Genomic DNA, 8343 nt, shown 5'->3' on the forward strand with positions numbered 1-8343 from the left:
GTCGTACTTGGAGTACTTCCAAGCGCCGGACTTGTAGCCCACGATCTTCGGCGGGAGGATGTCGTCGGCCGGCTTACGGATGCCGTTGTAGAGGGTGTCGCAGATGGCCTGGCGGTTGATCGCCAGGGAGATGGCGCGACGGACGTCGACGTCCTGCAGGACCTTGTCCTGGCAGTTGAGGTTGAGGTAATAGACGGAGACCTCGGCGCCGGTCAGGACCTGCTTGCCCGGGGTCGCGGTGTAGCCGTCCTCGGCCTGGCCGTACTGGGACAGGGCGTCGGAGATGGACGCGGGCGGAACCTCGGAGACGTCGTAGTTGCCGGCGGTGAACTCGCGGTAGGCGGTCTCGACGTCCTTCTGGATGTTGAACTGGATGGCCTTCACCTTGGGCTTGTCGCCATAGTAGTCATCGAACGCCTTGACGTTGATGTACTGGCCGTCGACCCAGGAGCCGTCCATCTGGAAGGGGCCGTTGCCGATCGGGGCGAGGTAGAAGGCGTCGAGCGCGGCCTTGTTGTCGTCGTTGGCGGCGAGGTCCACGGCCTTCGGCGCGGGGGCGAGGGCGGGGTGCGCGGCGACGTACGGGAAGTCGGCGTAGGGCTTGGTCAGCTTGACGACGAAGGTGTACTTGTCCTTAGCGGTGCAGCCGGAGAGCATGACCTTACCGGTGGTGTCGGCGAGGCACTCGTCGTAGCCCTCGACCAGGGCCAGGTGGTAATCGAGCACGCCGGCGTTGCTGTGGCCGTAGGAGGGGTTCACAACGCGGGACCAGCCGCGAACGAAGGACTCGGCGTCGACGTCCTCGCCGTTGTGGAACTTAGCACCCTCGTGCAGGTGGAAGGTGAACTCGGTGGCTTCGTCGTTGGCCTCCCAAGAGTCGGCCGCCTTCGGGACGAGCTTGTCGGCGTCATAGTCGAAGTCGGTGAGGGAGTCGAACAGGACGTAGCCGACCTGGGTGCCCTGGTCCTCGTTGAGGTTGTAGGCATCGATGCAGTCAGGGTTGGAGATGTAGTACTTGACGGTGCCGTCGGACGAAGCCTGGGCGCCGTCGCCGGAAGCGGCGGAGCCGCCGTCGGACTTCTTGCCGCAGGCGGCGAGGGCCGCGAGGGCGCTGGCGGCGAGGCCGCCCTTCACGAAGTTACGGCGGGTGACGCCGTGGTTCGTGATCTGAGCCATAAGATTCCTCCTCCTATACAACGGGCCGGGCAACCCATTTGCCCGAGCACCCGCATTCCCACCACCGCGCTCGGCAATCGTTGATGCGTCGCCGAACGCAGTGCGTTTTTATGAACTTAGGCTAAAAAACTGTATGGGAATTGACAGCAATTCGATTGTTACTCTTTATTTAACAAAACCATACCGCTCAGCGGAAAATAGGAGACGGTCACCCGCCTCCTTCGTTGAAATTTCGACTTTATGGTACGCGAAGCGCTTCGTTACTTGAAAGCGATAGTACCCGTGGGGAACGTGATGGCCATCACGATGATGCAGACGATGAAGACCGTCGTGGTAATGACGGTGAGGCGATCAAGGTTCTTCTCCCAGATGCCTGAACCGGACGCAGCGTTGTACATGGAAGAAGCGATCATGTCCGAGACGCCGGTGCCTTTGCCGGAGTGCATAAGGACGAGGATCACGGTGAGGACGCCGGAGATGATGAGAAGCGCGAGGAGCACGTAGTTGAGCGGGTTCAAAGGGGTTCTCCTTTAGAGATTCGGTTCATACAGTTAGTAACTGTACCACAGCAAGAAGGGTCCTGTAATAAAGGGCACCGGGCGTCCCCAACTTGCACATCACCGTGGCACGAGACAAAAAACGCCCGCCGGCGGCGGGGCCGGCGGGCGCGGTGGCGCGAATCCCTGCGAGGCTAGGGGCTACTCCTCGGTGGCGAGCACGCGGCCCGTCATCTCCTTGGAGGGCTCGAGGCCCGCGAGAGTGAGCATCGTCGGGGCGATGTCGGAGAGGCGACCATCCTCGATGCCGTTGAGCTTGGCCTTCTCGTCGACGACGATGAAGGGCACGCGGTTCGTGGTGTGAGCCGTGAACGGGTGCTTGTGGCCCTCGGCGTCGACGTCGAACATGTGATCGGCGTTGCCGTGGTCGGCGGTGATCAGCGCGAAGCCGCCCTTGGCCAAGATGGCCGGGATGACCTTGGAGAGCGCCGTGTCGACAGCCTCAACGGCCTTGACGGCCGCGTCAAAGACGCCCGTGTGGCCGACCATGTCGCAGTTGGCGAAGTTCACGATGTAGAAGTCGGCGCGGTCCTCGTTGATGGCCTCGACGAGCTTCTCGGTGACCTCGGGGGCGCTCATCTCGGGCTTGAGGTCGTAGGTAGCGACCTTCGGCGACGGAACGAGGACGCGCTCCTCGCCGGGCTTGGGCTCCTCGATGCCGCCGTTGAGGAAGAACGTCACGTGGGCGTACTTCTCGGTCTCGGCGGTGTGGAGCTGCTTGAGGCCGTTCTGCGAGATAACGTCGGCGAGCACGTTCTCGGGGAACGTCTTGGGGAAGGCCACCTCGACGTTGAACTCGGGGTCGTACTCGGTGATGGTGTCGAAGTGCGAGAGCTTGATCTGCTCGCGCTCGAAGCCATCGAACTTCGGGTCGGTGAACACGCGGGTCATCTGGCGGGCGCGGTCGGGACGGAAGTTGAAGAAGATGACCGCGTCGCCGGCGTGGACGCCCTCGTTGTGGCACGCGAAGGGCTCGACGAACTCGTCGCCACGCGGGTCCTTCTCGTAGTAGGCCTTGATGCCCTCGACCGGGCAGACCTCGGCGTCGGAGGCGTTGACGATGACGTCATAGGCGCGCTTGATGCGCTCCCAACGGTTGTCGCGGTCCATGGCCCAGTAACGGCCGGAGACGGTGGCGACGCGGGCATCGCAGCCGGTCTCCTCGTTGACCTTGGCAAGGAACTCGACGAAGCCCTTCATGATGTCGGCGCCGGACTGCGGGTCGACGTCGCGGCCGTCCATGAAGGCGTGGACGCGCACGGTTTTGACGCCGCGTTGGGCAGCCATCTTGACCAGGGCCTCGAGGTGGTTGATGTGCGAGTGCACGCCGCCCGGGCTCACGAGGCCCATGAGGTGCAGGGTCTTGCCCTCGGCCTTGACGTCGTCCATGGCCTTGACAAAGACGGGGTTCTCGTTGATGGAGCCGTCCTTGATGGCGTTGTTGATGCGGGAGAGCTCCTGGAACACGATGCGGCCGGCACCGATGTTCAGGTGGCCCACCTCGGAGTTGCCCATCTGGCCGTCGGGAAGGCCCACGTCCTCGCCGGAGGCGCCGAGGGTGGTGTGGGGGTACTTCTCGTAGAGGCTGTCCAGGAACGGGTGGCTGGCGCTCGTCACGGCGTTCTCGTCGTTGGCGGGGGCCAGGCCGCAGCCGTCCATGATGACCAGAAGTGCAGGAAGGTGACGCTCAGACATGTACGCTACTCCCCTGCCTTGATGACCATCTGGGAGAAGTCCTCGGCCTTGAGCGAGGCGCCGCCCACGAGGGCGCCGTCCACGTCGGGCTTTGCGACGAGCTCGGCGATGTTGCCGGGCTTTGCGGAGCCGCCGTAGAGGACGCGGATCTGATCGGCGGTCTCCTTGCCGAAGACCTCGGCGAGGGTCTCGCGGATCGCGCCGCAGACCTCCTGGGCGTCGTCGGCCGTGGCGGTCTTGCCGGTGCCGATGGCCCAGATGGGCTCGTAGGCAATCACGTACTTGGAGGGATCGGTGATCTCGAGGCCCTCGGTGTCCTTCTTGATCTGGTCGACGACGAACTCGACGTGCTTGCCGGCCTCGCGGACCTCGAGCGGCTCGCCGCAGCAGCTGATGGGCACGATGCCGTGGGCCATCAGGACCTTGGCCTTCTTGTTGATGTCCTCGTCGGTCTCGCCGAAGTAGCCGCGGCGCTCGGAGTGGCCGATGATGCAGTACTTGGCGCCCACGGCCTCGAGCATGTTCGGGGCGGTCTCGCCGGTGAAGGCGCCGGACTCCTCGAAGTACACGTTCTGCGCGCCGAGCGCGAAGGGGGCGGAAGCCTGGTCGATGACCTCAGAGACGCCCTTGAGGTCGACGGTCGGCGGGCAGACGACGACGTCCACCTTAACCTCTGCGTCCTTGAGCGCGTCGGCAAGACCCTGGGCGAGGACGACGCCCTCGGTGTAGGTCTTGTTCATCTTCCAGTTGCCGGCGATCATGAGTTTACGCATCGAGAAGCGCCTCCACTCCGGGAAGAGCCTTGCCCTCGACGAGCTCCATGGAGGCGCCGCCGCCGGTGGAGATCCAGCTCATCTTGTCGGCCAGGCCGAACTTGTTCACGGCCGCGACGGAGTCGCCGCCACCGATGATGGAGGTGCAGTCGGAGTCGGCAACGGCGCGGCAGACAGCCTCGGTGCCGGCGGCGAACTGATCCATCTCGAAGACGCCCATGGGGCCGTTCCAGAAGACGGTCTTGGCGCCCTTGATGGCCTCGGTGTAGAGCTCGCGGGTCTTGGGGCCGATGTCCATGCCCATGCGGTCATCGGGGATCTTGTCGGAGTCGACGACCTCGCCCTTGGCGTCCTCGCCGAAGTGATCGGCGACCACGTTGTCGACGGGGAGCAGGATCTTGACGCCCTTGGCCTCGGCCTTCTTGAGCATCTCGCCCGCGCGCTCGACCCAGTCCTCCTCCTTGAGGGAGGTGCCGACGGTGTAGCCCTTGGCCATAAAGAAGGTGTAGGCCATGCCGCCGCCGATGATCAGGGTGTCGGCGGAGTCGATGAGGTGATCGAGGACGCCGATCTTGGAGGACACCTTGGAGCCGCCGACGATGGCGACGAAGGGGCGCTCGGGGTCGGCGAAGATGGAGGTCAGGGTGTCGACCTCCTTCTCGAGCAGGAAGCCGGCGTAAGCGGGCAGGTAGGCGGCGGGGCCCACGACGGAGCCCTGGGCACGGTGAGCGGTGCCGAAGGCGTCGAGGACGAAGATGTCGCCGTAGGAAGCGAGGGTCTTCGCGATCTCGGGGTCGTTCTTCTTCTCGCGCTTGTCGAAGCGGACGTTCTCGAGGACGAGGATGTCGCCGGGCTGGAGGGCGTCGACGGCCTCCTTGGCCTTCTCGCCGTAGGTGTCCTCGACGAACTTCACGTCGAAGCCGGTGAGCTCAGCGAGCTTCTCGGCGGCGGGGCGCAGGGAAAGCTCGGGCTGGAAGCCGGTGCCATCGGGACGGCCGAGGTGGCTCATCAGGATGATCTTGGCGTTGTGCTCCTTGAGGTACTTGATGGTGGGGATGGCCGCGCGGACGCGGGTGTCGTCGGTGACGACGCCGTCCTTCAGGGGCACGTTGAAGTCAACGCGCATGAGAACGCGCTTGCCGTCGACGTCGGCGTCGCGGACGGTCTTCTTGGTGAATGCCATGCTTACTCCTTTTGTGTCGACAAAAGAGAAGGGGTGCGACCGCGGCCCGAAAGCTGCGACCGCACCCCTGTGATGCTAAGGTCGAAGCGAGAACTTAGGCGACGAACTTCTCGAAGTACTTGATGGTGCGGACCATCTGAGAGGTGTAGGAGTTCTCGTTGTCGTACCAAGAGGTGACCTGGACGAGGGACTGGCCGTTGCCGAGGTCGGAGACCATGGTCTGGGTGGCGTCGAAGATGGAGCCGTGGGTCTCGCCGACGATGTCGCGGGAGACGATCTGGTCCTCGTTGTAGGCGAAGGTCTCGGGGATGGACTCGGCGTAAGCCTTCATAGCGGCGTTGACCTCGTCGACGGTGACCTTCTTGTCAACGACGGCGTAGAGGTTGGTGAGGGAGCCGGTCGGGGTGGGAACGCGCTGAGCGGCGCCGATCAGCTTGCCGTTGAGCTCGGGGAGAACGAGGCCGATGGCCTTGGCGGCACCGGTGGTGTTCGGGACGATGTTCTCGGAGCAAGCGCGGGAACGACGGAAGTTGCCCTTGCGCTGCGGGCCGTCGAGCGGCATCTGGTCGCCGGTGAAGGCGTGGATGGTGGTCATGATGCCGGAGACGATGGGGGCGAAGTCGTTCAGGCCCTTGGCCATCGGGGCGAGGCAATTGGTGGTGCAGGAGGCAGCAGAGATGATGTTGTCATCAGCGGTGAGCTGCTCGTGGTTGACGTTGTAGACGATGGTCGGCAGGTCGTTGCCGGCAGGAGCGGAGATGACGACCTTCTTGGCGCCGGCGTTGATGTGAGCCTGAGCCTTGGCCTTGGAGGTGTAGAAGCCGGTGCACTCGAGCACGACGTCGACGTTCAGCTCGCCCCAGGGGAGGTTGTTGGCGTCGGCCTCCTTGTAGATCTTGATCTCCTTGCCGTCGACGACGATGGAGTCCTCGGTAGCCTCAACCTTGTGATCGCGAGCGTAGTTGCCCTGCGTGGAGTCATACTTCAGCAGGTAAGCGAGCATGTCGGGGGAGGTGAGGTCGTTGATGGCGACGATCTCGGAGCCCTCGTGACCGAACATCTGACGGAAAGCCAGACGGCCGATGCGACCAAAGCCGTTAATAGCAACCTTTACTGCCATGCCTTCTCCTTTCACATGGTCCTCGGGGCTTCTCCCCTTGGGCCTGTTTGCGATTGGCAAAACATTGCCGATTTGGAGTGTACCGCAAACGGGGGTGACTTTATACCGCGCTCAGGAAATTGAATGGTCAATTTGGCGCAAAATCGCCGAAAAACAGTCACGAAATCGCCCGCTCACCGATGTCTTGCATCCTTTTGGCGATTTTCACGCGTCTTCAGTCGGGTTCTTTGCGTCATTCACCAGCTGCTGGAGGCGCAACACACGGTGGTACATCGCCGACTTCGAGGCGGGCGGGTCCATCTCCTGGCCGAGAGCGGCGAGGCTGAGCTCGGGGTTCTCGCGGCGTGCCTCGCAGAAGGCGCGCAGCGCGGGCGGCAGCGAGCGCATGCCGATGAGCGCCTCGGCCTCGTCGATGAGCTGGAGCTGGTCTGCGGCGGCGCCCGTCGAGCGGGCCTGATTGGCCATCTCGGCGTTGACGCGGCGGTTGACGTCGTTCTTCACGGACTTCTTTGCCCGGGCGACCTCGACGACGCGGGCGACGCGGCCGGCGCCCATGCCGCGCAGCAGGGCCGTGATGTCCTCGTAGCTCTTGAGGTAGATGGCGTAGGCGCCGCGGCGGTGGTTAAGGCGAGCGCCCGCGCCGAAGGAGCTGATGAGCGCCACGAGCTCGCGGGCGAAGTCCTCCCCCGTCACGGCGATCTCGAGGTGGAACTCCCCGCGCGGATCGGCGATGAAGCCGCCCGCCATGAAGGCGCCGCGGACGAAGGCCGAGATCGCGGAGCGGGTGCGCAGGAGGTTTCGCGGCACCCCTGGGGCGAGGCCACGCCCGGCGATGAGGATGCCTAGCTCGATGAGCGCGTCCTCGAGCTCGGGCTGCTCGGGGATCTCGATGAGGTAGTTGCGGGTCTTGTGCAGGACGCTGCGCCGGACGGTGAGCGAGGTCTCGAGGTCGAAGAGCTTGTGGGTGAGCTTGATCGCCGTGCGCGCGACGGCGCCTGTCTCGGTCGCGATCTTGATCGAGTAGCGCCCCGGGCCGCGAAACGACAGCGTGCCGCACACGCGCACGATGGCCGACAGCTGCGCCTGCTGCGCGGCCCTCGTCGGCCCGTCGACGCGGGCGAGCTCGTCTTTGACCTCGGCGGTGAAGGACATCTAGCTGGTCCTCACGTTGGCGAGCGCGAGGTCGCGGTGCGAAAGGCTCACATGGTAGCCGCCGCGCTGCAGGTAGTCGGCCGTCGCGTTTGCGATGGCGACGCTGCGGTGCTGGCCGCCCGTGCACCCGACGGCGATGGAGAGGTGGCTTTTGCCCTCGGCGACGTAGCCCGGCATGGCGACGTCGAGCAGGCTCTCCCACGCATCGAGGAACCTGCGCGTGACCTCGTTGTTGAGGACGAAGTCGCGGACGAGCGGGTCGTTGCCCGTCATAGTGCGCATCTGGGGGTCGTAGAAGGGGTTCGTCAGGACGCGGACGTCGAACTTGAGGTCGGCCTCCACGGGCAGGCCGTGGTCGAAGCCGAAGCTGAAGACCGACACCTCCATGAGCTGCTGGTCGGTGAGCTCGGAGAAGGTCCGGCGCAGGCGCGCGCGGAGGTCCTTGATGGGCAGCGACGAGGTGTCGATGACCAGGTCCGAGAAGTCCCGGACGGCCGCGAGCTGACGGCGCTCGCGAGCGATGGCGGAGGCGAGCGACTCGCCGGGCTGTGCCAGCGGGTGGCGGCGGCGATTCTCGTCGTAGCGGCGCATGAGGACCTCGTCGGAGGTGTCGAGGAAGACCACCTGGCAGGTGATCTCGTGGTCGCGGAGCTGCCGGAGGGAATCGGTGATCTCGTCGAAGAGCCC

Annotated in this window: 8 protein-coding genes; all 8 read right to left on the reverse strand. The window is 64.6% G+C overall.

Annotation, left to right across the window (positions count from 1 at the left end):
- Nucleotides 1-1176 (reverse strand): ABC transporter substrate-binding protein (locus ACT84W_RS07245; RefSeq protein WP_444328717.1); only part of this gene is annotated, 1176 nt, incomplete at its 3' end.
- Between the two features lie 260 nt (nucleotides 1177-1436).
- Nucleotides 1437-1694, reverse strand: coding sequence for a preprotein translocase subunit SecG (secG, locus tag ACT84W_RS07250; protein ID WP_417575886.1), 258 nt, complete (start codon nucleotides 1692-1694; stop codon nucleotides 1437-1439).
- A gap of 180 nt (nucleotides 1695-1874) precedes the next feature.
- On the reverse strand, nucleotides 1875-3428 hold the full coding sequence (gene gpmI, locus ACT84W_RS07255) for a 2,3-bisphosphoglycerate-independent phosphoglycerate mutase (protein ID WP_417575887.1): 1554 nt from the start codon (nucleotides 3426-3428) through the stop codon (nucleotides 1875-1877).
- A 5-nt stretch (nucleotides 3429-3433) separates the two neighbouring features.
- The gene (gene tpiA, locus ACT84W_RS07260; protein WP_432290287.1) at nucleotides 3434-4201 is read right to left on the reverse strand and encodes a triose-phosphate isomerase; all 768 of its coding nucleotides are present in this window, start codon (nucleotides 4199-4201) and stop codon (nucleotides 3434-3436) included.
- Nucleotides 4194-5384 (reverse strand): phosphoglycerate kinase, encoded by a 1191-nt coding sequence (locus ACT84W_RS07265; protein ID WP_444328718.1) that lies wholly within the window; start codon nucleotides 5382-5384, stop codon nucleotides 4194-4196. Before ACT84W_RS07265 ends, tpiA begins: the two co-directional genes overlap by 8 nt.
- 94 nt (nucleotides 5385-5478) lie before the next feature.
- Nucleotides 5479-6504 (reverse strand): type I glyceraldehyde-3-phosphate dehydrogenase, encoded by a 1026-nt coding sequence (gene gap / locus ACT84W_RS07270; protein WP_417575890.1) that lies wholly within the window; start codon nucleotides 6502-6504, stop codon nucleotides 5479-5481.
- A 204-nt stretch (nucleotides 6505-6708) separates the two neighbouring features.
- Nucleotides 6709-7656, reverse strand: coding sequence for a DNA-binding protein WhiA (whiA, locus tag ACT84W_RS07275; RefSeq protein ID WP_417575891.1), 948 nt, complete (start codon nucleotides 7654-7656; stop codon nucleotides 6709-6711).
- The coding region (gene rapZ, locus ACT84W_RS07280; protein WP_444328719.1) for an RNase adapter RapZ at nucleotides 7657-8343 on the reverse strand (687 nt) is incomplete at its 5' end.

The organism is Paratractidigestivibacter sp. (assembly GCF_052362415.1).
Classification (GTDB): Bacteria; Actinomycetota; Coriobacteriia; order Coriobacteriales; family Atopobiaceae; genus Paratractidigestivibacter.

Bases quoted from the DNA above. Each gene is read 5' to 3' on its own strand.
- tpiA (WP_432290287.1), bottom strand. From the start codon at position 4,201: ATGCGTAAACTCATGATCGCCGGCAACTGGAAGATGAACAAGACCTAC.
- gpmI (WP_417575887.1), bottom strand. From the start codon at position 3,428: ATGTCTGAGCGTCACCTTCCTGCACTTCTGGTCATCATGGACGGCTGC.
- ACT84W_RS07265 (WP_444328718.1), bottom strand. From the start codon at position 5,384: ATGGCATTCACCAAGAAGACCGTCCGCGACGCCGACGTCGACGGCAAG.
- whiA (WP_417575891.1), bottom strand. From the start codon at position 7,656: ATGTCCTTCACCGCCGAGGTCAAAGACGAGCTCGCCCGCGTCGACGGG.
- gap (WP_417575890.1), bottom strand. From the start codon at position 6,504: ATGGCAGTAAAGGTTGCTATTAACGGCTTTGGTCGCATCGGCCGTCTG.